Origin of the sequence: Clostridium sp. 1001270J_160509_D11 (assembly GCF_015667935.1) — a bacterium.
Classification (GTDB): Bacteria; Bacillota; Clostridia; order Peptostreptococcales; family Peptostreptococcaceae; genus Intestinibacter.
Genome location: NZ_JADPET010000023.1, coordinates 1 through 24,702, shown reverse-complemented (window position 1 = coordinate 24,702; position 24,702 = coordinate 1). Strand labels below are relative to the sequence as shown.

At 29.1% G+C, this 24,702-nt stretch carries 25 protein-coding genes and 2 pseudogenes; 6 read left to right on the top strand and 21 right to left on the bottom strand.

The window, feature by feature from the left end; all coding sequences use genetic code 11:
- From I4U58_RS04050 to I4U58_RS03975, 16 genes are all read right to left on the bottom strand, one after another.
- Positions 1-287: hypothetical protein (locus I4U58_RS04050; RefSeq protein ID WP_195929764.1), on the bottom strand; the 287-nt coding region annotated here is incomplete at its 3' end.
- Between the two features lie 408 nt (positions 288-695).
- Positions 696-1,193, bottom strand: a complete 498-nt coding sequence (locus I4U58_RS04045; protein ID WP_195929763.1) for a dCMP deaminase family protein — start codon at positions 1,191-1,193, stop codon at positions 696-698.
- A gap of 174 nt (positions 1,194-1,367) precedes the next feature.
- Positions 1,368-2,231 carry a YitT family protein gene (locus I4U58_RS04040; protein ID WP_195929762.1) on the bottom strand — a complete coding sequence of 288 codons (864 nt, stop codon included), beginning with the start codon at positions 2,229-2,231 and terminating at the stop codon, positions 1,368-1,370.
- A gap of 83 nt (positions 2,232-2,314) precedes the next feature.
- Positions 2,315-3,049, bottom strand: a complete 735-nt coding sequence (locus I4U58_RS04035) for a hypothetical protein (RefSeq protein ID WP_195929761.1) — start codon at positions 3,047-3,049, stop codon at positions 2,315-2,317.
- Positions 3,050-3,232: 183 nt separating this feature from the next.
- Positions 3,233-3,862 (bottom strand): DUF3793 family protein, encoded by a 630-nt coding sequence (locus tag I4U58_RS04030; RefSeq protein ID WP_243269554.1) that lies wholly within the window; start codon positions 3,860-3,862, stop codon positions 3,233-3,235.
- Between the two features lie 369 nt (positions 3,863-4,231).
- Positions 4,232-5,170 carry an L-lactate dehydrogenase gene (locus I4U58_RS04025; RefSeq protein WP_195929760.1) on the bottom strand — a complete coding sequence of 313 codons (939 nt, stop codon included), beginning with the start codon at positions 5,168-5,170 and terminating at the stop codon, positions 4,232-4,234.
- Between the two features lie 89 nt (positions 5,171-5,259).
- Positions 5,260-5,859 (bottom strand): YARHG domain-containing protein, encoded by a 600-nt coding sequence (locus I4U58_RS04020; RefSeq protein WP_195929759.1) that lies wholly within the window; start codon positions 5,857-5,859, stop codon positions 5,260-5,262.
- Positions 5,860-5,888: 29 nt separating this feature from the next.
- Positions 5,889-6,134 carry a zinc ribbon domain-containing protein gene (locus I4U58_RS04015; RefSeq protein ID WP_195929758.1) on the bottom strand — a complete coding sequence of 82 codons (246 nt, stop codon included), beginning with the start codon at positions 6,132-6,134 and terminating at the stop codon, positions 5,889-5,891.
- A gap of 235 nt (positions 6,135-6,369) precedes the next feature.
- Positions 6,370-7,239: a methionyl aminopeptidase gene (locus tag I4U58_RS04010; protein ID WP_195929757.1), complete on the bottom strand. Its 870-nt coding sequence runs from the start codon at positions 7,237-7,239 to the stop codon at positions 6,370-6,372.
- A gap of 11 nt (positions 7,240-7,250) precedes the next feature.
- Entirely contained in the window at positions 7,251-8,477 is a 1,227-nt protein-coding gene (locus I4U58_RS04005) for a U32 family peptidase (RefSeq protein ID WP_195929756.1), read from the bottom strand.
- Between the two features lie 190 nt (positions 8,478-8,667).
- On the bottom strand, positions 8,668-10,035 hold the full coding sequence (locus tag I4U58_RS04000) for an NCS2 family permease (RefSeq protein WP_195929755.1): 1,368 nt from the start codon (positions 10,033-10,035) through the stop codon (positions 8,668-8,670).
- Positions 10,036-10,313: 278 nt separating this feature from the next.
- Entirely contained in the window at positions 10,314-10,913 is a 600-nt protein-coding gene (locus I4U58_RS03995; protein WP_195929754.1) for a TIGR04100 family radical SAM protein, read from the bottom strand.
- Positions 10,914-10,997: 84 nt separating this feature from the next.
- Positions 10,998-11,528 (bottom strand): TIGR04002 family protein, encoded by a 531-nt coding sequence (locus I4U58_RS03990; RefSeq protein WP_195929753.1) that lies wholly within the window; start codon positions 11,526-11,528, stop codon positions 10,998-11,000.
- Between the two features lie 506 nt (positions 11,529-12,034).
- Positions 12,035-12,286 carry a hypothetical protein gene (locus I4U58_RS03985; protein ID WP_195929752.1) on the bottom strand — a complete coding sequence of 84 codons (252 nt, stop codon included), beginning with the start codon at positions 12,284-12,286 and terminating at the stop codon, positions 12,035-12,037.
- A gap of 72 nt (positions 12,287-12,358) precedes the next feature.
- Positions 12,359-13,027, bottom strand: a complete 669-nt coding sequence (locus I4U58_RS03980; protein WP_195929751.1) for a response regulator transcription factor — start codon at positions 13,025-13,027, stop codon at positions 12,359-12,361.
- A gap of 620 nt (positions 13,028-13,647) precedes the next feature.
- Positions 13,648-16,371 carry a heavy metal translocating P-type ATPase gene (locus I4U58_RS03975; RefSeq protein WP_195929750.1) on the bottom strand — a complete coding sequence of 908 codons (2,724 nt, stop codon included), beginning with the start codon at positions 16,369-16,371 and terminating at the stop codon, positions 13,648-13,650.
- A 253-nt stretch (positions 16,372-16,624) separates the two neighbouring features.
- Between I4U58_RS03975 and I4U58_RS03970 the strand changes: the two are divergent.
- Both I4U58_RS03970 and I4U58_RS03965 read left to right on the top strand, forming a co-directional pair.
- A pseudogene (locus tag I4U58_RS03970) lies at positions 16,625-16,925 on the top strand (hypothetical protein).
- Positions 16,926-17,150: 225 nt separating this feature from the next.
- Entirely contained in the window at positions 17,151-17,543 is a 393-nt protein-coding gene (locus I4U58_RS03965) for a hypothetical protein (RefSeq protein ID WP_195929749.1), read from the top strand.
- Positions 17,544-18,010: 467 nt separating this feature from the next.
- On the opposite strand, the gene I4U58_RS03960 is transcribed toward I4U58_RS03965, so the two are convergent.
- Positions 18,011-18,955: a glycoside hydrolase family 25 protein gene (locus tag I4U58_RS03960; RefSeq protein WP_195929748.1), complete on the bottom strand. Its 945-nt coding sequence runs from the start codon at positions 18,953-18,955 to the stop codon at positions 18,011-18,013.
- 218 nt (positions 18,956-19,173) lie between these two features.
- On the opposite strand from I4U58_RS03960, the gene I4U58_RS03955 reads away from it, so the two are divergent.
- Positions 19,174-19,674 carry a spore coat protein gene (locus I4U58_RS03955; protein ID WP_195929747.1) on the top strand — a complete coding sequence of 167 codons (501 nt, stop codon included), beginning with the start codon at positions 19,174-19,176 and terminating at the stop codon, positions 19,672-19,674.
- 96 nt (positions 19,675-19,770) lie between these two features.
- Here I4U58_RS03955 and I4U58_RS03950 read toward each other — a convergent pair whose 3' ends face one another.
- On the bottom strand, positions 19,771-19,941 hold the full coding sequence (locus tag I4U58_RS03950; RefSeq protein WP_195929746.1) for a hypothetical protein: 171 nt from the start codon (positions 19,939-19,941) through the stop codon (positions 19,771-19,773).
- A 116-nt stretch (positions 19,942-20,057) separates the two neighbouring features.
- Between I4U58_RS03950 and I4U58_RS03945 the strand changes: the two are divergent.
- Positions 20,058-20,396, top strand: a pseudogene (locus I4U58_RS03945) (TIGR04076 family protein).
- A 120-nt stretch (positions 20,397-20,516) separates the two neighbouring features.
- On the opposite strand, the gene I4U58_RS03940 reads toward I4U58_RS03945, so the two are convergent.
- Together I4U58_RS03940 and I4U58_RS03935 are read right to left on the bottom strand one after the other, a co-directional pair.
- Complete coding sequence (locus tag I4U58_RS03940) at positions 20,517-20,999, bottom strand: YbhB/YbcL family Raf kinase inhibitor-like protein (protein ID WP_195929745.1); 483 nt, start codon at positions 20,997-20,999, stop codon at positions 20,517-20,519.
- Positions 21,000-21,074: 75 nt separating this feature from the next.
- Positions 21,075-21,536, bottom strand: coding sequence for a hypothetical protein (locus tag I4U58_RS03935; RefSeq protein WP_195929744.1), 462 nt, complete (start codon positions 21,534-21,536; stop codon positions 21,075-21,077).
- A 165-nt stretch (positions 21,537-21,701) separates the two neighbouring features.
- On the opposite strand from I4U58_RS03935, the gene I4U58_RS03930 reads away from it, so the two are divergent.
- Positions 21,702-22,232 (top strand): 2'-5' RNA ligase family protein, encoded by a 531-nt coding sequence (locus tag I4U58_RS03930; protein ID WP_195929743.1) that lies wholly within the window; start codon positions 21,702-21,704, stop codon positions 22,230-22,232.
- Positions 22,233-22,390: 158 nt separating this feature from the next.
- Complete coding sequence (locus I4U58_RS03925; RefSeq protein WP_195929742.1) at positions 22,391-23,458, top strand: helix-turn-helix transcriptional regulator; 1,068 nt, start codon at positions 22,391-22,393, stop codon at positions 23,456-23,458.
- 18 nt (positions 23,459-23,476) lie between these two features.
- Here the strand turns inward: I4U58_RS03925 and I4U58_RS03920 are convergent.
- Positions 23,477-24,702: amino acid permease (locus I4U58_RS03920; RefSeq protein WP_195929741.1), on the bottom strand; the 1,226-nt coding region annotated here is incomplete at its 5' end.

The following is a 24,702-nucleotide window of genomic DNA, read 5'->3' as shown; positions in this document are numbered from 1 at the left end:
TCTAATCTTTCGATTCTTTCTTTGTATGAATCTCTTTCTATAGTTAGTACTTCTATTTTTTCTCTAGCATTTTCTAAATTTGTAGTTAAATCAGTTAAACTTTGCTCTAATTTTTTCTTTTGTTCAAGTATTTTCGCTTCATTACTCTTAGCTTCTATTGCTGAAGTTTTTAAAGATTCTATACCGCTAAATATTTCTGTTTTTTCAGAATTGTAAGACAATAAACTTCCTAATAAAACACCTGATGCAACTAAGCCTCCTGATCTAATTATTTTTCCTAATATCATTATTTTCCTCTTTTCTATGTCATCCCCTTTGCATTTTTTATTTTTCTTTCCCTAATTCACTTTATTTTAATATGTTTTTGAACTACTTTCAATAAGTTTTTGCACTTAGTAATCAATTTACATTAATGTATAGTTTTTCAACAATTTGAATTCATAACCATTTACATTTCCGAACAATACCATATTTTCAACTTTATTTTTATACATAATGTTCGTTAAAGTCTCAAAATTCTCGGAGGTTATAATTTTGACTACTTAAAAATAATTCATGCATTCACGTACATTATATACAAATCAAAAACACCACAACAGGATATCCATTATCCATATTGTGGTGTTTTTTATGAGTTTTATAAAAAGTTTATACATATTTATGTAGAATATCTATTATATAATACTGAGTTTAAACTATTCTTGATCTTGTGTCTTAAAAGAAATCTCAATCTTATCTGTTCTAGGTTTTAATCTAATACACTCAACTTTTGCTTTTTCAAACATGAATTTTGATGCTTTTATCGAATCTGTATCTTTGTATTTATCTTCTAAGTAATAAACCTTTTTAATTCCAGATTGAATAATATTTCTTGCGCAGTCATGACATGGGAATAGATTTACATAAATTCTACATCCTTCTAGGTTTTTACCGCGAGCATTTAAGATAGCATTTTGTTCAGCATGAACGACATAAGGATATTTAGTATTTAAAAAGTCACCTTCTCTTTCCCAAGGGAAATCCTCATCACTACATCCATTTAAAAATCCGTTGTATCCTATTGATACTATTCTATTGTCGCTGTCTACTATACAAGCCCCCACTTGTGTAGATGGGTCTTTACTTCTCATCCCTGATAATAATGATATTCCCATAAAATATTCGTCCCATGAGATATAATCTGTTCTTTTCATATTGCCTCCGATTTTACTTATTAAAATTATTTTGAATAATTTACTTTTTATTTTGTATATATTAGTATAACCTTATTATGGTGATTTATCTATACCTAAATTACATATAATTAAAGTTGTATCGCTTTTATATTAAAAAAGGCCATACAGAGAATTCTCCATACAGCCTTAATCTTAAACATCAATCGATTTAAATCCTTTACCAAGCACTTCATAAACATCAGTAACTATAATAAATGATTTTTCATCTAATTCTTTAACCATTTTTTTAAGCGCGACTTCTTGTTTTTTCTGATTTACAACAACTAGCATAACGTTTTTATCTTGATTAGTATAACCACCTTTTGCATCTAATATAGTAGCACCTCTACTTAAATCTCTTATAATAGCCTCTTGTAAGATATCTTTTTTCTCAGTTATTATAAAGAACGCCTTTGCATAGTCAAATCCCGAAGTAATAGTATCTATCATCTTTACTATTATATAAAGTGCAATTGCAGAATAAATACCTGTTTCAAAATTCTTATTAGCAATTCCCGCTAAAATTACAACTGTACCGTCTATCATACTTAAACATTTTGATACCGGTATACTTGGTATAACTCTATTTAGCATAAGCGCTATAAGATCTGTTCCTCCAGTTGATGCATCTATTCTAAATAATATTCCAAGAGATATCCCAAGAAGTATTGCCCCTGAAATAGCTGCTAAAAGCGTATTATCAGTAGGTGTTACTGCTGATAATGGCTCAGTTATCTTAAGCATAATTGTAAGAATAGCCATTCCTATAAATGTCTTTATTGCATCTTTTTTACCTAAAATTTTTACAGAGAAAAGTAAAAGTGGTGTACTTATTGTAAATAAAATATTAGATACTGAAAATCCAGTAAGTTTTGATATTACAACAGATAAACCACTAAGCCCCCCTGGTGCAATAGTGTGTGGTACTAAAAACATATTCAGCCCTACAGACATTATTATACATGCTGTGATTAGTCCTATGTATTCTACTAAAATACTTTTGTAATTATGTTTCATGATATAATACCTCCCTTTGTAGTTACAAATAGATATTATACCATATTATAACTATTTTTTAATTGTGCCTTTAAAAGTTAAAATTAGTATTTTTTTACAATTGAATCTATCGTGAATACATATCTTATAAAATCCTGGATAAAATCATGAAGTATAGTAGTTGCCTTTTCTTTATTATATAAATCTTGTTTTTTTATTTCATTTATAACAATCCATTCTTCATTTAAATAATTTATTATTTTACCATCAAATTCTGTTATCAATCGTTTCTTTCTTTCAAGTATGTCTTTGTTATTTTCTATATTTCTATATAATCTATATATATAACCATCTTGTCCTATTTTTGATATTTTATTTACTATGTATATTGTTTCATTATCTTCTATACAATCAGATAAGTCGACAAATTCTAAAACACTTCCCCATCTCTGCATATAAATGCACGCAGATTTTATTCTGCTTTTTAGATTTAAATTAGATACTCCTAATACTAATGGACTATCACAATTAGGAATTAAACACACATTGTTATTTTTACCAGTGATAAGCGAACAACAATACCCCTCTTCTCCAACTTCTGCAATTTCTCCTAAAAGTTTTACAGATTGCTTTTCATTTAAAACTATTTCTTCTTCAAGTTGACAAGTTTTTAATATTTGTTTTATTTTGTATGCATCTTCAACTTCAATAGGCAAGTATTTATTCTTTTTAGTTAAATAGTGTTGTTGAATAACCCCTGAAACATAATCCAACAACTCATTTTTTTCTAGCTTTTGTAATGTAGTTTGTAACTCATAATCTACAGCTACTGAATCCATCGCATTACCCCCTTTTCTCATCATTAATTGTTATAAATTCTACATGAATATCCAAATTTCCTTTTATTTTTTATCCATATAATTATTATTTTTTATTATATAAAAAACTAGCAAATATAGTCTATTTGCTAGTTTTCATAATGAGTCTTTTAAATTTACCCCTGATGATTTCATAATTTCTCCCTATATAACAGCCTTTAACTCGCTAACAGACATTTTTTCAACAAGATCATGCATCTTCATTTTATCTCTCATAAAGCTATTGTATACTTTGTAAGAAGGTTCTTTATCCCCGTAGATTCTCCAACTACAAACTTCTACAAATTCTTTTCTACCATATCCCATAAATCCAAGTACATCTTTTAACGGATATCCAAGGAAAATCCCTATTTCGTGTGGGAATTCTTCTGATTCTAATCTAAGCACAAGCTCTTTCATATAATCTTCAAAAGTGTATTCTTTAGCATATCCTAAAAATCTTAAAAAGTTTCTACATTTTTTGTCATTTAAGCATCTATTCATAGATTTTTCATTTATAAACAGTACTCTTTTGCTGTTATCACTTACGTTTATAATTTCATATTTTACCTTTTTGCATCCTTCAAAAAACTCTTTTATCTCTTTTAATTTTCTCTCCTTATCTTCAGCCCCTCCTGGTATATTTACTATCTCAGCTGGCTTAGACCCTAATATTACAGGGCCAATCAATCTTATAATTCTTTTTATATATGATGAATTTGTTTTATTTTCACAACTTTTACTACCACAACTTCCGTTATCACAATCGTTTATACATTTATTGTTCATGCTCATATTAATAATCTCCTTATTGATAATCATTATCACTTTATTTTTATTATATCACCATTGATATTAATTATCAACTAATTGACAAAATCATTATCAACTTATATTTTTCCATATTATTAATTTTTTGGTTTTGCAATTATTTTTTATTTTATGTATTCTTTATTTTTATATTAGGGGTTACATCATGTAGTCTTAGCTTCGTTATAATTTTTAATACTATTTCCTACTGGGAATTAATATTTTTAAATAAAAATTAGTGCTACTTATCTTATAAATCTAATAAATATAAAAAGTGCTACAAATACATTAAATAGAATATATTTGTAACACTTTTTAAACTAAGCTTCTTATTATAAACTTATAAATTATTTTTTATAAATCAAGTTTCGCTATATTTTCTTTCATTATTTTAACCGAACTATCGAATTTTGCCTTGTCGTCTTTGTCTAAGCTAAGTTCTACAACTTCTCTTACCCCATTTTCATTTATAACACTTGGTACTGATATATATACATCGTCATGGCCGTATTCTCCATCTAAATATGAAGATACACTAAGTATACTGTTTTCGTTGTCTAGTACAGCTTTAGTTATTCTTGCAAGTGACATACCGATTCCATAGTAAGTCGCTCTTTTTGCTTTTATTATTTTATATGCGATATTTCTGACTTCATCTTCAATTTCAGTAAGATCATCAAAAGTTATACCTCTGTTTTTGGCTGCAAAGTGGTATATTGGTTTTGGACCACAAAGCGCATAACTCCAAGGAACAAATTGTGAATCTCCGTGTTCTCCTATTACGTAAGCGTGTATGTTTTTTTCGTTTACGTTTAGTTTTTCGCTAAGTGCTGATCTAAGTCTTGCTGTATCTAGAGTAGTTCCTGAACCGATTACTCTTGATTTGTCAAAACCTGATAGTTTCCATGCTGCATAAGTCATAATATCTACTGGATTTGTAGCTATTAATATGATTCCTTTAAATTCTGATTGTTTTAAACTAGATATTATATTTTTCATTACTGCTATACTTTTATGTATTGTATCTAGTCTTGTTTCGCCTTCTAGTGGTGGAGGCCCTGCTGTTATACAAACTAATGATGCGTCTGATAAATCGCTGTAATCTCCAGAATATATTTTCATTTTACGTGGAGCAAAACTAAGACCGTGATTTAAGTCTATCGCTTCACCTTCTGTTTTTTCTTTATTTATGTCTATTAAGACTAGCTCTTCACATGTACCTTGGTTTACCATTGAGTATGCATAACTCATTCCAACCATTCCGGTACCGATAATTCCTACTTTTGACTTCATTTTTCCCTCCGATAGATTTTCTTTTTATTTTACCACATTTATCTTGTTTTTATTCATTTTTACATACCATGGGAATTATTACCTAAAAGTTATCTTTCTAACTCTTTTATCAAATCGACATTTGCCTTTTCGACTCTATTTAAATCATATTCATAATTAAAACTGTAGTCTGGTGTATACCAAGGTTTTGATAAGAAGTAATTTCTGTATTTTGCTTTTTCAAATACATATCCATGTCTTGCAAATATTTCATTTCTTATATATGCCAATTGTTCTTTGCTATATCCCATAAGTTCACTTCTAGATAAGTATCTTGTGTTGCTATCTGGAATAATATAGTCACTACTATAACTGCTTGAGTCATTTATATCATTATTGGCATAACTATCATTATCTCTGTTAACATCGTTATTGGTATTATACTCATCATTATTACTATTTGAAACAGAGCCTGAATTTACTTGCTGTTCTAAAGACGCTGTATCATTTTTTCCAAAGTTAAATCCATCTTGACTTAAAAACACTACTCCACCTATTATCAACACAATACTCGCAATTAGTAATGGTATCGCTATTTTTAAATTGTTGTTTTTAGGCTCCCTTATTGGCTCTCCTAAACTCGTTCCACAATTTTTACAATAGTACAAATCATTTGAATTTGTACTTCCACAATTTTTACAAATTTTCATAATTAATCAATCTCCCTAACTTATTAAATTTAATATAGCTTATAGCCACATTTAATACAAAATAGAGCATCTTCCTCTATTACTTGACCACAATTTGGACACACTCTTTGTGTATTTGTTTTCCTTTGGGTATTTGATGTATTTACATCTTGATTTCCAAATAAATACTCACTATTATAATATACTACTTCTTTTTTCCCTGTTATAATTAAAATTATCGATACTATTAATCCAATTATCCCCAGAACTATCATTACAATTCCTACTGTAAACATATAAAATCCCCCCTCTATTTAATTATATTTTAACTTTATATTACTAGTATACCAAAATATAGATTAAAATCTATCTTAAATATAATAAAAAACCCAGTAAAATTCCATTTTACTGAGTTTTTTATTTAAAAACATTTGATTTGTTACTAATTTGTATTTATTAACAACTTTTATATATAAATAAAATATTTTTATTACTTTGTATTTATTAATAAATTATTTTATTTACAAATTATTAGTAAGTTAATATTTCGCAACCGTCTTCTGTTACTAATATCATGTTTTCCCATTGAGCAGATAATTTACCATCTTCTGTATAAGATGTCCATTCGTTATCTTGGTCTATATAAAGTTCATATCCACCTTGGTTTATCATCGGTTCTATAGTAAACATCATTCCTGGCACCATAAGAACTCCTTCGTCTGCATTTCCATAGTGGAATACAAATGGATCTTCGTGGAACTCAAGACCTATACCATGACCTCCGAAATCTCTAACTACTGTGTAGCCGTTTTTGTGAGCATGTTCTTGTATAGTCGCTCCAATTACTCCAAGTGGTGTCCAAGGTTTAACTTTTGCTATAGCCATTTCCATACACTCTTTAGTTACTTCAACAAGTCTTTTTGCTTCTTCGCTAACTTCGCCTATCATAAACATTCTAGATGCATCTGAATAGTATCCGTCTAATATTGTCGATACGTCTACGTTTACTATATCTCCTTCTTTAAGTACATCATTTTCTGATGGTATACCGTGGCATATTTGGTCGTTTATTGATGTACAAACACTTTTAGGGAATCCGCTGTATCCAAGTGGAGCAGGTATTGCACCATGTTTAACAGTAAAATCGTGAACTATTGTGTTTATTTCATCTGTAGTCATTCCCGCTTTTATGTTTTTTGCAACTTCGTCAAGTACTGCCGTATTTATTTTAGCACTTTCTTTTATCTTTGCAATTTGTTCTTCATTTTTTATCATATCTCTAGTAGGAACTTGGTAACCAGCTTTAGCGTATTCTTTTAATTTTTCATCAAATTCCATATGGCATTTTTTATATTTTTCGCCACTGCCACACCAGCATTTACTATTTCTTCCTAATAACATATTTTGCCTCCCTAACCCTTAATTATAGGTTTTCTAAGTATATAATTTTTATCAACTTCAATTCCTAATTTCATCTTAACTATTTGTCTAGCATGTGGAGCTGATTCTATTGGCTCTCCATCTTCGTTGTACATTTCTAAAATAGTTGTAAACATAGTTTCTTTATAAGGCCCTATTACTTCTATATCGTCATTTACAGACATTTTATTTCTTTGTTCTACGATTATATATCCATCATCAAGAACATCTCTTACAATTCCTATAAAGTCGTAATTTCTTATATATGAAGCTGATTCGTAGTTGTTTGAATTTTTACCTGGTCTATCTAGGAAAAATCCTGTTGAGAAATCTCTGTGACTTCCTTTTTTAAGTTCGTCTAACCACATTGGATCGAACTTCCAGTTTTCTGGATCTTTATAATAAGCATCAATCGCCATTCTATAAGCTCTTACAGTTGTAGCAACATAGTAAGCTGTTTTCATACGACCTTCTATTTTTAAACTTGTTATACCACTTTCAAATATCTCTGGTATATATTCAATCATGCATAAATCTTTTGTATTGAAGAAGAATTGATAATCTTCATTGTCTAATACATTTTCATATTGTCCGTCTTTTTCTTCAACTAAGTTGTATTTCCATCTACAAGATTGCGCACAAGAACCTTTATTGGCATCTCTTCCTGTAGTGTAGTTACTTATTACGCATTTTCCAGAATAACTCATACACATAGCTCCGTGTATAAATGATTCTATATCCATATCTTCTGGAGTGTTTTCTCTAAGTTCTTTAGTTTCTGCAAAAGACATCTCCCTTGCAGTTACTATTCTTTTAGCACCTTGATTGTACCAGAAGTTTGCAGCTACGTAATTTGATGTACTCGCTTGAGTACTTATGTGTATTTCCATATTTGGAGCTGCTTTTTTTACTATGTTAAATACACCGGCGTCACTTACTATAACAGCGTCGACACCTATTTCATCTAATTCTTTTATATAATCAGCTAAACTAATTAAATCCTCGCTTCTAGGGATTATATTAACTGTTACAAATACTTTTTTACCCATGCTGTGTGCAAATTCTACACCTTCTATCATGTCCTCTTTTGAGAAATTCTTAGCAGCAGAACGCATACCAAATATTTCTCCACCTATATAAACGGCATCGGCACCATAGATAAAAGCTATTTTTAATTTTTCTAAATCACCAGCAGGAGCTAATAATTCTACTTCTCTCATGAATTCTCCTTTACCTATATAAAATTTTATATATTTAATTATTACCAATTTTTCTAGTTTAATTTCATATATTATAAATCTCCTAATAGATTATAACATAAAAATGGCGCTTCCATACAGTAATTATCTACTGGTATAAAAGCACCACTTATTTTTATACTATTATACTAGAAGCTCTAGTATTATTATACTACATAAACCATAATTTTAGTATAAATAAAATAGCTAAAGTTATCATAACACCTGATACATGTTTTCTTTCTTCTTTTTTAGCTATTAAATTGTATAATAAATTTATAAATACATAAGATAATACACCTAATGTTAAACCATCACCTATTGAGTAAGTTAAAGCCATTCCAGCTATTGTTATAAATGCAGGAACACCTTCAGTTATATTATCAAATTCTATATGCTTAACTTCACTTAGCATTAAGTATCCAACATAAATTAATGCTGGAGCTGTAGCACAAGAAGGTATAGCTATAAATATTGGCGAGAAGAACATAGCAATTAAGAATAATACACCTGCAGTTAAAGCAGTATATCCAGTTCTTCCTCCTTCTAAAACACCTGTAGAACTTTCAACAAATGTTGTTACAGTAGTAACACCTAACCAAGCACCTATAGTAGTAGCAAAAGCATCTGCAAGTAAAGCTCTACCTACATTTTTAACTTTTCCATCTTCATCAACCATATTTGCTTTTGAAGCAACCCCAACTACAGTACCTACAGTATCAAAGAAATCTACAAATAAGAATGTACATAATATAGTTATAAAGTTAAATGCAGTTTCTGGATTAGTTATATAGCTGAAGTCTAATTTATTTATTATTGGAGCTGGTGATTCAAATTTAAATACTCCATTTGGTAAATATATTTTTAAAGCAGCCGCTGCTTCTGGGTTTATTAATGCAAATCCCCAAGCAAGTAATGAAGAAATTACTATACCTATTAATATAGATCCCTTTACATTTTTCTTACTTAAAACTGCTGTAACAATAAAACCTATACAAGTTATTATAATCGCTACATTAAACTCACCCATTTCTATTAATGTTGAGTCGTTGTTTACTACTAAACCACAATTTATTAATCCTATAAAAGCTATAAATAATCCTATACCACCTGAAACTGCTATTTTTAAGTTTTTAGGTATAGCATTAACTACAGCTTCACGAACTTTAAATAATGATAAAATTATAAATATTATACCTTCAACAAATACTGCTGTTAAAGCTATGTGCCAACTTACACCCATACCAATTACTACAGTATAAGCAAAATAAGCATTAAGACCCATACCTGATGCAAGTGCAAACGGCATGTTTGCTAATATAGCCATTAAAAAACACCCTATCGCAGCACCTAGACAAGTAGATGTTACAAGAGCCCCAGCTGGCATCCCAGTTTCTGATAATATACTTGGATTGACAGCTATTATGTATGCCATTGTTAAAAATGTAGTTAACCCTGCCATCATCTCTGTTTTCTTGTCAATCTCTTTATTCGTTAATATTGGAAACAACTTCTGCATGAATGTTCCATTTTGGTTCATAAAATGATACCTCCTATGATGTTAATTTTCGTCAGTCGTATTTACGAATATTATTTTAAATTATTTAATAAAAAAAGTCAATAAGACAAATAAAATTAATATATTTTTATTTTTCATTCGGATATATTTCGTATTTTTGACTTAAATAAACCTATACTTTTGTATATGATATCTATTGTTCCCTATTTATTATTGCTTATTTATTAATGCTTATTGAAAATTTTTATAAACATAAAAAATAGGGACTATAGTCCCTATTTTCATTTAAATAATTTGTTTTATCCATTTTTTACTCTAACTCTAAGTGGTATATCAAGTGAGTCAGCTAGTTCTTGTGATTGTCTTATTTCTTCATCTGTTATTTCATCAACTACTGAAAAACATACTTCTTTTATACAAGTTTTGCAGTCTTTTGCAAAGCTAAGCATTGCATCAAATGATTTTATTCCAAAAGCTGGTTTTGCAACTTCTAAGTAAACTTCTTCATTTGGTGCATTTAAACTTATCGATACTGCATCTATTGCATCTTTAAGAAGCACTGCTGTTTTTTTCTTGTGAATTAAATCAGCAAGACCATTTGTATTTACTCTTATTTTTATATTTTTCTTAGTTTTTATGTAATTTGCAAATTCTACAACCTCATTTATTCTCATAAGTGGTTCGCCATATCCACAAAATACAACTTCTTCATACTCGTCTAAATTGAATTTTTCAAGCTCAGCTTTTAACTCATCAATAGTCGGTTCATGATCTAACCAAAGGCTATCACTTCCTCCTACGCTGTCTGTGATGTCTCTTACACAAAACACACATTTACAACAACATAGATTTGTTATATTTACATATAAGCTATTTCCGATTGGATATAATAATGTCATAATACTCTCCCTCTATCTACTATTTTAAAATTTAGTTTTATACTGTATAAATTTATTATACACCTTTTTTATACTTTATTATCTTTATCTATCAAAAAATTGTTTAAAGTTGATTTTGTCTAAAACTATTCCTAAGATTATAAATACTATAAAACTTCCTATTGGTTGAATCATTCCAACTGCAGTTATCGCAAATGCTACTGCCATATTTCCAAACATTAAACCTTGTACAAACATATAAAGTACTGTTCCTATTATACCTGCTAAAAATGCAGCTACTATATTTCTTGTAGTAAGTATTTTGTCGCTTTTACTTGAAAAAAGTAAAACTATAATTGGTTTTATCATTAATGTAGGTACTACCCATATAAAAGCACCTGATGTTAAATCTGCAAGACCTGCGCCAATTGCACTACAAACCATAGCGTAAGGTAGTGGAAGAATTGCTGCACTTAAATATATTATTGAATCTCCTATATGTGCATATCCACCATTTACTGTAGGTATATGTAGTATATGTCCTGTAACTAAACATATTATTGCTGCTAATAATGCTGATGTCACTAAATTTCTTGTTTTTATCGATACATTCTTATTTGTTTTTGTTGTTTCCACAATCTTACCTCCTAAAAAATTATATTTAGATTATAATACAATTTTTAAATGTATTGTATAATCCCAATACAAACTATATACATTTAGGAATTTGTATCGATACAATTATATATTGTTAACTTTACTATTTTATTGCATAAAAAATCGCTTCGCTCATAGCGCCAACAAATCGGAGATTCCGTTGCTTAAAAATCGCTTCGCTCATGGCGCCAACGAATCGGAGATTCCGTTGCTTAAAAATCGCTTCGCTCATGGCGCCAACGACTGCGTCCGTTGCTTAAAAATTGCTTCGCTCATTGCACCAACGACTGCGTCCGTTGCTTTAGTTAATAGGTTGGAAATTATACATTATCCACAAATCAGATAATATATAATTTCCTTAGAAGTAAAAAAACTATGAACTGATCCAAATTCAGTTCATAGTTTTCATTTTGTAAATTTTTATTTTTATGATATTTAAAATTGCATAAAATAATTAAATACCTAATCTATTATTGGATTAAATTTTATTTAAAAGAGTTACCTCTAAACCCCTCATCTTTCAGTTCTTTATCTATGTCTTTTTTCAATTTTCTGTGGTATTCATCTTCTCTATATTCATCTACCATTTCATCTTTTTTGCTTTCTAGGTTGTTAATCACTCCTTTTGCTTCGTGTTTTAAATCTTTTGCCGTATTTTTTATACTATGTCCGACTTTTTGCATACCCTCTTTTACATCATCTTTCATATTTTCCATATGTTTTTTTATACTTGTCATTTTATTTACCTCCTTATTCATATTATTATTTTTCCAAAAAAAATATAAAATATTTATAAGGATTAATAAAATTTAAATATCTTTTTTAAGAGTATATCCTATTCCTTTTACTGTTTTTATATAAGGCAATTTAATTTTTTTCCTTATATTTTTTATATGAGCATCCACTATTCTAGTATCTCCAAAATAATCGTATCCCCAGATACTATCTAATAATTTTTCTCTTGTAACAACTTGCGGGTAATTTTGAATTAAAGATTTTAAGATTTTAAATTCTTTTAATGTTAAATCTACTGATTCATCATCTATTTCAACAGAATATGTCTTTAAGTTAAGTTTAATCTTTTCAAATTCTATGTATGATTCTTTTTGTTCTATTTTCGCTCTTCTTAAAACGGCTTCTACTCTTTTTAACAATAATTTATATGAAAACGGCTTAGTTATATAATCATCACATAACAATTCAAACCCTCTAATTTGATCTTCTTCAGTATTAGCTCTGGTTACAAATATAATAGGAATTTGAGATTCTCTTCTTATCATTGTGCATACAGAAAATCCATCTAAATTAGGAAGATTCACACCTAAAATAATTAAATCATAATCATTTTCTTTATACATATGAATTCCTTCCAAACCATCATCTGCACAATCTACATTATAACCATTAGAGGTCAAAAATTGTTTTAATAATTGTTGACTTGTAAAATCTTCTTGCACTATTAATATATATGCTTCCATCTTCAACCTCCTAAAATTTTCAAAAAGACTAATTTATTATTAATCTACTCTAAATACCAAACCATAACTATCCTAACAAATTATAAAATATTCACTAAAATTTACCTTTAAAAGTATTATAACACAATATCATTTCTAAAAATTTAATTATTTAATTCTTTTTGACTGTTTTATTGTGTTTTTAGTACATTATATTATACCAAAAATATAATAAAAAAGCCCTTTTTTCTAAACATTTTTTTAATATATTATATTTAAATATAAAATCAAAAATAAATACAACCAAATCTATACAATTTAATATTGTTTATTATATATAAAATTCACTTCGTTCATGGCGCCAACGAATCGGAGATTCCGTTGCTTAAAATTCACTTCGTTCATGGCGCCAACAAATCGGAGATTCCGTTGCTTAAAATTTAATAGGTTGGAAATTATGTATTATCCACAAACCAGATAATATATAATTTCCTTAGAATTAAAAAAGATATAGGAAATTAGTATAATTTACACTAAATAACCTATATCTTAATAATATTCACTAATTTTTATTTTAAATTGATAATATTCTTTATAAAATAGTTTAATTTATTTATTAATCTATTTTTTTAATTAAATATTTAATTATATGGTTTAAACTTTCTAAGTCTTAATGCATTAGATACTACAGACACAGAACTTAAACTCATAGCAGCCGCTGCTATCATTGGATTTAGAAGTGGACCTCCAAAGATATATAAAACACCTGCTGCAACTGGAATTCCGATTGTATTGTATCCAAATGCCCAGAATAAGTTTTGTTTTATATTTCTGATCGTATCTTTACTAAGTTTTATGGCTGTTGGAACATCCATTAAGTCATTTTTCATTAAAACAATATCAGCCGATTCAATAGCAACATCAGTACCACTACCTATTGCTATACCGATATCTGCTGCTGCAAGAGCAGGAGCGTCGTTTATACCGTCTCCAACCATAGCCACAAATTTTCCTTCAGCTTGTAATTTTTTAACTTCATTTGATTTATCTTCTGGAAGAACTTCTGCTAAAACTATATCTATACCAACTTGAGAGGCAATAGCTTGTGCAGTGTTTTTGTTGTCACCAGTAACCATAGCTACTTTTATACCTAAGTTGTGTAAAAGTTCTACAGCTCTTTTACTGCTTTCTTTTACAACGTCTGCAACTGCAATAATTCCAGCAAGTTCATTTTCAATTGATATAAACATAGGTGTTTTACCTTGTTTAGCTAATTCATCGTATTTATTTTCAACTATATCTAAAGATATATTTAAATCCTCCATCATTTTTACATTACCAAGGTTGATTTTTTTATTATCTATTACTGCATTTATACCTTTTCCTGTAACTGAGTTGAATTTTTCTACATTAATTAAATTCATATTTTTTTCTTCTGCATATCTAACAATAGCCTCACCAAGTGGATGTTCAGATCCTTTTTCTGCTGATGCCGCTAATTTAAGTATATAATCTTCTTCGTAATTTCCATAAGTTATAATCTCAGTAACCTTTGGCTTCCCTTCAGTAATTGTACCAGTTTTATCGAATATTACTGTGTCTACTTTATGTGCAAGCTCTAATGCAACACTACTTTTTATAAGGATTCCATTTTCGGCACCCTTACCAGTACCAACCATAATCGCAGTTGGTGTCGCAAGACCTAACGCACAAGGACACGCTATTACTAATACAGATATAAATATTGTAAGCACAAAAGTAGTATTTTCTTTACCTATAATAGCCCAAAGTAATGCAGCTACAACAGCAATTGTTATAACAGCAGGTACAAAATACCCTGCTACAGTATCTGCAAGTTTTGCTATAGGGGCTTTTGTCCCTTGAGCATCTTCAACAAGTTTTATAATTTGAGCAAGAACAGTATCTTTACCTACTTTAGTAGCTTCAAATCTTATAAGACCGTTTTTGTTTATACTAGCACCAGTAACGCTATCACCAACAGTCTTTTCAACAGGCATACTCTCTCCAGTAAGCATTGACTCGTCTATTGATGTATGTCCAAATACGATTTTACCATCTACAGGTATTTTTTCACCAGGTTTAACAACTACAATATCTCCAACTAAAACTTCATCAATAGAAACCTCAACTTCTTTATCATCTACCATAATTATCGCAGTTTTAGGTTGTAGACCCATAAGTTTTTTAATAGCCTCAGAAGTTTTACCTTTTGAGCGAGATTCTAAAAACTTACCAAGAAGAATTAATGCAATTATTATACCAGCACTTTCAAAATAAAGTTGGTGGTGATGAGACACATGCATCTCCATTGATACACCTGCATTTCTTATTAAGTTTATAGTAGTATATAAACTGTATATAAATGCTGATGATGTACCGATTGCAACTAATGTGTCCATATTGGGACTTCCATGGAATAGTGATTTAAATCCGTTTATATAGAATTTATAACCAACAAGCATAATAGGTAGAACTAATACAATTTGTATAAGTGCATAATTTATAATATGTGTCTCTGGACTTATTATGTTTGGTACTGGCCAAGGTCCAAATGGCTTTGGTACCATAGGTCCCATAGCTATATAAAATAGTGGTATTGCAAAACAAATTGCAACTATAAACTTTCTAAATAAAGTGTCTCTTTCTTTATCTTTTCTTTTTTGGTCTTCATCTACACTTTCTCTATTTTCTTCAGTTATAGGCTCATATCCAGCTTTTTCAATAGCTTTTGTGATTTGAGAAAGTCTAACTTTTGTAGGATCATAAGTAATAGTCGCCTTTTCTGTAGCAAGATTTACACTAGAATCCTCAACACCGTCTAGTTTTTTAGTCACTCTTTCTACAGCTTTTGAACAAGATGCACAAGTCATACCATGAATAGTAAGCTCGATTTTTTTGATATTAGATTCTTCAATAGGTTCATAACCAGCCTTTATAATAGCGTGATTAATATCATCAAGACTTACTTTGTTTTCATCATATGAAATGACAGCCTTTTCAGTAGCTATATTTACGTTAGATTCCTTAACTCCATCAAGCTTCTTTGTAACTCTTTCTACAGCCTTAGCACAAGCAGCACAAGTCATGCCACCGACTTTCATCTCTATTTTCTTTATGTTTTCTTCCTCTTTAATTAATTTATACCCAGCCTTACTAATCGCCTTTTCTAGTTGATCATAGTCGACTTTATCATCTTCAAATTCTACAGTTAATTTTTCTGTAGCTAGATTTACATTTTGCTTTACAACACCATCGAGCTTTCTAACAGCTCTTTCAGCAGCATTGGCACAAGATGCGCATGTCATGCCTTCAACTTTGTATGTCTCTTTTACTACATTGCTCATGAGATAATCCTCCTTATTTTTATTGTTTACAAAATTTGCGCGTTTTAAACATCTCTTTTATATTTTGTTAATATATGTTTTAAGATGTTTTAGGGATTTAAAAATACCCCCTATAGGTATAATGATAAGACATATTGGTGGAAATTTCAATATCAATTTGATATTTTTTGAATTTTATTTTAAATAATTTATAGCTTTAACATAAACACTTTATTTTAAACCTTTCAAATACTATGCTACCATTATAATATAAATGAAAAATATGAGAAAATGAAGTTGGAGCAAACAAAACTTTAACCGGTGGATTGAGTTTACAAACACTTGAAACGTATAAAGACTTTATAGGTACAGACGAAATTTCCTTTGGTAGCAATAACTTTGAAATCTACTTTGAAGAAGATGATTTTGATAGCTTTATAGATAAGCATATTATTGAGGTAGGCGAAAATATAAAAGTGATTTGTAGGCGTTTTTGGGATAGCGGTATGACGCCTGATGAGGTTGCAGGGCGTATGGATGTTCCTGTTGAGTTTATAAGGGCTTGTATGAAGTAAAATAGGAAGTTTGAAATTTGTTCTGTAAATAACTTTCTCCACCTACTAATGATACATCAAATAAACCTATTAAAATTAGATATATAAAATCCCTTTTTCTAAGATTTTTCAACCATTATAAGATATAATTAATTAAGAGAATAATTAACTAAACGAACAAATCAAATACATATCCAATAAAACATTTCTACGTTCTCTAAATTTACATACAAGGGGTTGATTATTATGAAATTTACTATGTGTGGATTTTCTCAACAGGCTGCTTTGGAATTTGGACTTGATACGACGGATTTATATATACTTAGATGGATTGTGGATTTTATGGAGTCTGGTCGTATGCGTACTATGACTCTTGATGGTGAGAGGTATTACTGGGTTTCTTATCAAGGTATAGTGGATGATATGCCACTTCTTTACATAAAAAAGGACGCTGTTTATAAAAGACTTAGACATATTTGTGACTTAGATATATTAAAGAAGAAAACTGTCTGCTGTGGTGGGAAGTATTCTTATTATACTCTAGGTGATAATTTTGGTGAGCTTTACAGATTTGAAACTGCCTCTAGCAATAATAATTTTGATGATATTAATTCTAATCAGGATATGGAATATATCTAATTTAAACTATATCCTTTTGTTTTAGAGACAATACCCTTTGCTTTAAAGTAGACTCATTCGTATTTAGAGTCAACACCCTTTGCTTTAAAGTAGACTCATTCGTATTTAGAGTCAACACCCTTTGCTTTAGAGTAGACCCATGTTGTTTTTGAATACATATGTCGTCAAAAAATCAACAGGGGTCTACTCTAAAGTAACAGCTTTTTCATCAAAAACAACACTAAACTGACCACAGTCAGAACCAAACTGACCGTAACTCGGAACAAATAACTAATCTATTATATAAATCTATTATATTCACAGTAATCTACTTTGAATCCATCTATATAACAAACTCCATCAAATATTCATCTTATCAAAATACTTTAAAGGTGACGTTTATTTTTTTAAGGCTAAGCTTTATATAAGTAAAATAATAAGCTAGAAGGTTTTATCACCTTCTAGCTTGCTCATAAGTTTTTAATTATCTAGACTTTTTGTACGTACTTTTTATTTAATGTAATCCATCCTTTTCTATATGGTACATAGCCCCATTTACCATTTGACGAAATACTTGTTATACGATATTGTATACCAGCTCTCGGAGCTGTATATATTATTGCAGAGTCCATGCTAGGTAATTTTCTAATATTTACTTTTGTCAAAGTTTTGAGATAAAATGGTATTTTAACTTTTATATAATTAGTTGTTATTTTATTTATTTTTGATTTGTTTTTTGAAGTGTCCTCAGTTTTTTCATTATCACTAGATTTAAATCCATTTAGACCTAATTTTTTAATTATCGTTGGATAGTCTTTATAGCAGTAGTTTTGGTCAACTGCATTAGAACTTACTCCTGGTACTTTCTTGTTTGTCAAGTAGTTTACTTCGCCTCCAAATTGCCACATTGCTATCTTATAAGTTGTATAAGTTGTGCGTGAAGCATACTGAGCTATCCAGTGGGCGTAATTTTTCAATTCACTGTCTATTAAATTGTCTCTTAATATATATTTACCTGAATATATACCTACATAGTATCCCGCATTTTGTATCTCTTCTAAACAAGTTACAACTGCCTTTGTCATATTTGCTCTGCTCACTGATTGTAGAGTTTTTTGATCTTCTACATCAAGCCAAATTGGGTATTCAAATTGTTTGCCTTTTATAGCATTTAATATAAACTCTGCTTCTTTTTTAGCAGTGCTTACACTGTTACATCTTGAGTAAAAATAGCCACCAACTGGCATATTTACTGCTTTTGCTCCTTTATAAAATTCTTCAAAATATGAGTCTAAATTTAGATTATTTCTGTTTGATGTGCTTGCAAAACCAATTCTCAAAATTGCAAATTTAACACCTGCATCTTTAACCTTTTTCCAGTCTATCGGGTGATTGTACTTACTTACATCAATCCCCCACACTTTTGTTGGCATTTTATCACCTTCTTAATATACCTTTCAAATTAGTTAATATTTTATCAAACACTTACTCTTTCTTTTTAAAATTTAACACAAGGTATAATACTTCTTATTAATATCTTATAAAAAATATCGCCAAAAAGTGACATTATAAATTCTTTTATTTGTTAAAAAATACAAGTTTATATGAATATTTTTAATAATTTTATACAAAATACTATTGAGGTGATAAAATGGTAAATTTAGATACAAAAGAAAGATATCTTTTAGAAGACGCAAAAACTCAAGAAGCCCTATGTGTCGCAAAATACAAAGAACATTCCGAAAAAGCTTCTTGTCCAGAACTTAAAAACTTATTTAGCTCACTAGCATCAAAAGAGCAAGAACACTTAGATACAATAAACCAAATTTTGAGCGGAACTGTACCTAATGTAGAACAAAATCAAAGTAAACAAGGACAACAAACTCAACAAAATACTCAGTCACAATTTAATTTAGGCAATCTACAAAGCCAAACACCAATAAATATGCAGGCAAATTACAACGAAACCGACAAATTGCTATGTGAAGACGGTCTATCAATGGAAAAATACGTTTCAGCTACATATAATACATCTATTTTTGAATTTAGAGATGAAAACATAAGAAAGGTATTAAATCATATTCAAACAGAAGAACAAGGACACGGCAAAAAGATTTACGACTATATGCATCAACATGGTATGTATAATTAAATATATCAAATAAATAACATGGTCATCTCAAATAAACTATCTTCAACTTAGGAATTTTAATTTAAGTTTATTTGAGATGACCATATAAAAATCTAATTAAAAGCTATTTTTTAGCAAGAAATCTTCAGCTTCTCTTACTCTATCTGTAATATCTTTTCCATCTTTATCTATAATTTTTTCACTAATCCAACTTCCGTCGATATTATTTTGATATCTCACACCTTTAATATCTTTTAAATCCTTATCTGTAAATTCTTCCATACTCATTTTTATCACCTCTATACTTACAATTAGGTTAGTACCTTACAAAAAAGTACATACTTACATAATATAAAACAATTAGTATAATTAATTCAACTAAAACCATAATGAGGATTTTAAGTATGAAAAAATGTAAGATAGAAGTTTTAAAAACAACATTTCATGAAGATTTAGCAAAAGAATACGGGTGTAAAAACCTTGGCAAATGTCCAATGCATAAAGTAGGAGATGGTTTTTATGGAGATTATGCAAAACCATAGGGCTTATGTGATGAAGCGTGGAAGGCTATGTATCAATATGTATTTGCACTATCTCATGGATGTGATATTTTCTATTATATAGATTGGATCGATAAAGAAGGTGTCGCAATCTGCTCTTGTAATGATGGAATAAGACCTGTTATTTTTAAGATTGAGAGAACTGATGAAGAGTCAAAATTAGATTATACTCCAGTTAGATAGTTTTTTAATAGTTATTATTATGTATATTTGTATATAAAATATTAGATATAAATGAAAAAGATATAGGACTTTAAATATGATAATTTAAATATTATAAATAGTCCTATATCTTTTTATTGTCTATCTTTTATATTTCCCTGTAATACTTCCTTCTTGTAAAATATGCCCACTCATAGCCTTCATCAAATCATCTTTATTCGAATTGGAGTCTAAGTCTATAAATGTATCAAGTATAAAAATCCTAAAAATATATCTATGAATATTTCTTATAAATATAGGCTGTTTCGGCCTCCTATATCTATTTTTTCCATATCCGACACCTTGCACTGCATTTCCCAATATAGGCACAGTTTTTCCATATGGGATATTTTCTGCTATCTCATTTGTCTTTGGAATATTCCATATGCACCAGTGATTATACTCATTTGAAAATACTACATCTAAGTCATCCATAATAATTGCTATTGAAACTGCTTTATGTGACATATTTTCGATTTTAAAAGCCGGTGAGATATCTTCCCCAAATCCTGTATGCTTTTTGGGCATCATATAATTATTTTCAAATGATGGAGACGTTATTTTTAGTTTTTTATCATTTAACATTTATTTATTCCCCTTTCTTTTTAACTTTTTATAATATGAATACAACTTATATAGTTCACTTTTTATTTTCTATTCTTAAAATGACTTGTATGAAATTATATTATGAGCGATTCCAAAGATTATCATAAATAAAACTGCTATATAGTTATTTAACCAAATTGCTGAACAAATAAAATAAATCACCGGGAAAACGGCAAGCGGCATAGGTACAAATAAAAACGGTTTACCTAGCAATTCTATATCACGCCCGCCTAAAAAATATCTAAACCATACGATATAATATAAAGTAAGAAACATTAAACCTACAAACATCCAGATACTTGTAAAGTCCACTTTTTCTTTACATACTAAAAATACAATCGCCAACATATATAATATTCTTGTAGATTGTTCTATTATCTCTAGTATTTTATTAGTTTCTTGTTGTGTCGTCGGTGCGTTTTTCGGTGGCAAAATTACATACACAATATTTATAAGCATAGGCAATAAAAATACAATTAATCCGATCCATGAAAATCCTAATTTGATATTATTCATTATTTTCCCCCATGTATAAAACTCATCTATATTTATAGTATGTATCACTTTGATATATGTATCAAGTTAGAAAATTAATCTTTTTGATTTTAAAATTTCTTCTCCTTGATTTCACACATTTTTTAATATATACTACAGATAATTTTAATAATTGGAGATGATATTTTGAGATATGTAATAGTAAGCGTTGTTAAAGGTCCTGCTGGCAATTTTAACAACAATTTAAGAAAAGAAGTCTTTGAAAAACTTGGTGCAAAGTCGTCTAAACTGCCTGCACACTTTACAATAAAAGCTCCATTTGAGGCTGATGATATTTCTGATTTGGACAAAGTTTTACAAGATTTTGCACAAAATTACAAAGCCCAAGATTACAAAATAAAGGGATATAATCACTTCGACAACAGGGTAGTCTATATGGACGTACATATGAGCAAGGAGTGTAAGATTTTGCATGATAAACTTATAGAAGAATTAGAAAAGCTTCCTTATATACACTTTAAAAATCACGATTATAAAGATAAAGTTTTTCATGTTACAATTTCATCGAAAAAAATTCAAAAAATATATCACGAGCTTTGGGAATATGTAAATAATATCCCTTGTGATTTTGATTGTAAATTCGACAATGTTAGCGTATTTAAATGGGAAGATAATACATGGAAGTTGTATAAAGAATATTTAATGGATATAAGATAATTTTTAAAAGTTAGATTATTAATGTAAACTAATTCAATCAAAAAATTAACTATCAGTTAAAATTATTAAATTTTACTTAACTATACTTCAATTGTATTTACTAATTAAAATTGCTACTATTTAAGTATGGATCCAAATTTTAAATTTGAGGTAAAAAAATGAAAATAAACGAAATTATAAAATTAAAAAGGAAAGAATTAAACCTTACCCAAGAGCAAGTAGCTGAGTATTTAGGTGTAACAACTCCAGCAGTTAATAAGTGGGAAAAGGGGAACTCATACCCAGATATTACGCTTTTGCCCCCTTTGGCTAGGTTATTAAGAGTAGATTTAAATACTCTACTATCATTTAATGATGAGCTTAATGATTATGAGATTGGAAATTTTACAAATGATTTAGCTACTATTGTTGAAACAAAAGGATATGATTGTGCCTTTAAAGTAGCAATAGATAAAATATATGATTATCCAAACTGCTATAAATTAATTTATTCAGTTTCATCTTTCTTGCAAGGTGCTTTGTCTTTGTATTGTGTAAATGATAAAGATAAATACGAAAATGAAATTGAAAAGCTCTTTATTCGTGTAAGCAACTGTGATGACTTAGAACTTGCAAATAATATAAATTCATTATTAATCTCTAAATATATTCAGAGAAAAGATTACGACAGTGCGCAAATGTTAATTGATAAATTACCCAATATATCAATTAATAAAAAGCAATTTCAAGCAAATTTATATATTAGTCAAGATAAATTAAATGATGCTTGCGAAATTTTAGAAAAAGAAATTATTTTTATGGCTAACTCAATCCAAAGCTCTCTACTTAATTTGCTTGATATCACTTTGAAACAAAATAAATTTGATTATGCACTAATTTATTCAAACAAAATAAAACAAACAACTGAAATATATAATTTATGGGACTATAATAAATATGTTGGCGACTATCAAATAGCCATGGAAACCAAAGACACAAAAAAGATTATAGATACATTAAAATCTATGTTCAATTCTATTAAAAATCCTTGGACATTAAATGACTCACCACTTTATAAACATATTTATAATAACCCAAAATCTAATTATAGCGATAATAAATTTGGACAAATTTTTATAAATAACATAATTAAAGAACTTGAATATAGTGATGAAATAGGCTTTTTAAAAAAAGAGCCTGAATTTATAAAATTATTAAATGAATATAAAATCAAAAAAGGATACTAATCATAGTATCCTTTTTTATTATGATGCTTTATTTTCTTCTTCTAATTCTGGTTTTTTCTTAGTCATAACTGCATACACAGGTAATCCTATTAATGTTATTATAATTCCACCTAGAGAAATCATCGAACTTTTCATACCAGCTAAGAATAGTTGATCTATTACAACGAATAAACCACTACAAATAGATATTATTGGTATTATTGGATAGAATGGAACCTTATAAGGTCTTTTTAAATCAGGTTGAGTTTTTCTAAGTTTTATAACACCTATAAATGTTAATGTATAGAATGCCCATATAGCAAACATAGATAAATCACTTAATAAGTTAAATTGTCCTGATAATGCATATATCACAGAAAGTACGACCATAAATAGAGTTGCATTTGCAGGAACTCCATTTTTATTTAATTTACCAAACGTAGCTGGTAAAAGTTTTTGATTAGCTAATGTGTAAGGTATTCTTGGTCCAGTTAAAAGATATCCGTTTAGACATCCAAATACTGATACTAATATACCTACATTTATTAATTTACCACCAACAGGCCCAAATATTTTTTCAGCTACTATAGATGCTGGTGAAGCGTATTGAGCTAATTCACTTGCAGGTAATACCCATAAGTATGCTAAGTTTATAACTACATTAATAGCCATTACTATAGATAACCCACCTATTATAGCTTTTGGTAAATCTTTGCCTGGATTTTTCATTTCTCCAGCAAGAGCACCTACGTTTATCCATCCATCGTAAGCAAATAGTATTGCAACAAGTAACTGACCTATAATACCCATTGGTCTTATTCCTTCAGCTACTAAAGGATTCATTATTGGGTTATCTCCGCTCCCTTTTATAAATCCAAATACTATTATTAATCCAAGAGGAATTAACTTACATACAGTAGATACTGTTTGTATAGCTCCACTTGTTTTAGAACCGAATGTATTTAATATTCCTATTAATAGTATTACTCCAATAGACATCGGCATTACTAAAGAAGAATTATTTAAAAGTAATGCAGCTTGTTGCCCAAACATAACTGCTATAGCAGCTGCTGTAGCTGGGAAAAATAGTACTGTTTGCATCCAACCTGTTAAGAACCCTAACTTTTTACCGTATATCTCTTCAATATATACCATCATTCCGCCTGTTTTAGGGATAGCAGCTGATATTTCTGCAGCAGTAAGACCTGCAGTTATTGTCATTATACCTGCTATAATCCATGCTAATATTCCAAGACCAGGAGCAC